At 51.7% G+C, this 234-nt stretch carries 1 protein-coding gene; it reads right to left on the reverse strand.

Going from position 1 to position 234, the window contains the following annotated elements:
* The coding region (locus tag AAEY83_RS18680; RefSeq protein ID WP_351061695.1) for a hypothetical protein at positions 1 to 234 on the reverse strand (234 nt) is incomplete at both ends.

The following is a 234-nucleotide window of genomic DNA, read 5'->3' on the forward strand; positions in this document are numbered from 1 at the left end:
GTACCACCTACTGCGGCGCCTGCGCCACCAGCAGCAAATGCTGCGACTAATGGTCCGGCAACTAATAAGCCCGTACCACCTGTTGCTACAGTACCTACTGCAGTAAAACCGCCAATAATTGCAGCAAGAATACCACCTGAAGCCGCGCCTACAAGGCCACCTTCAGCGGCTTTTGTACCTTCGTCTACAGCAAAATCTTCCTTTGCGTATGAGTCGTTGGCTACAATGCTTATG

Origin of the sequence: Psychrobacter sp. TB20-MNA-CIBAN-0197 (genome assembly GCF_040309765.1) — a bacterium.
GTDB lineage: Bacteria > Pseudomonadota > Gammaproteobacteria > Pseudomonadales > Moraxellaceae > Psychrobacter > Psychrobacter submarinus.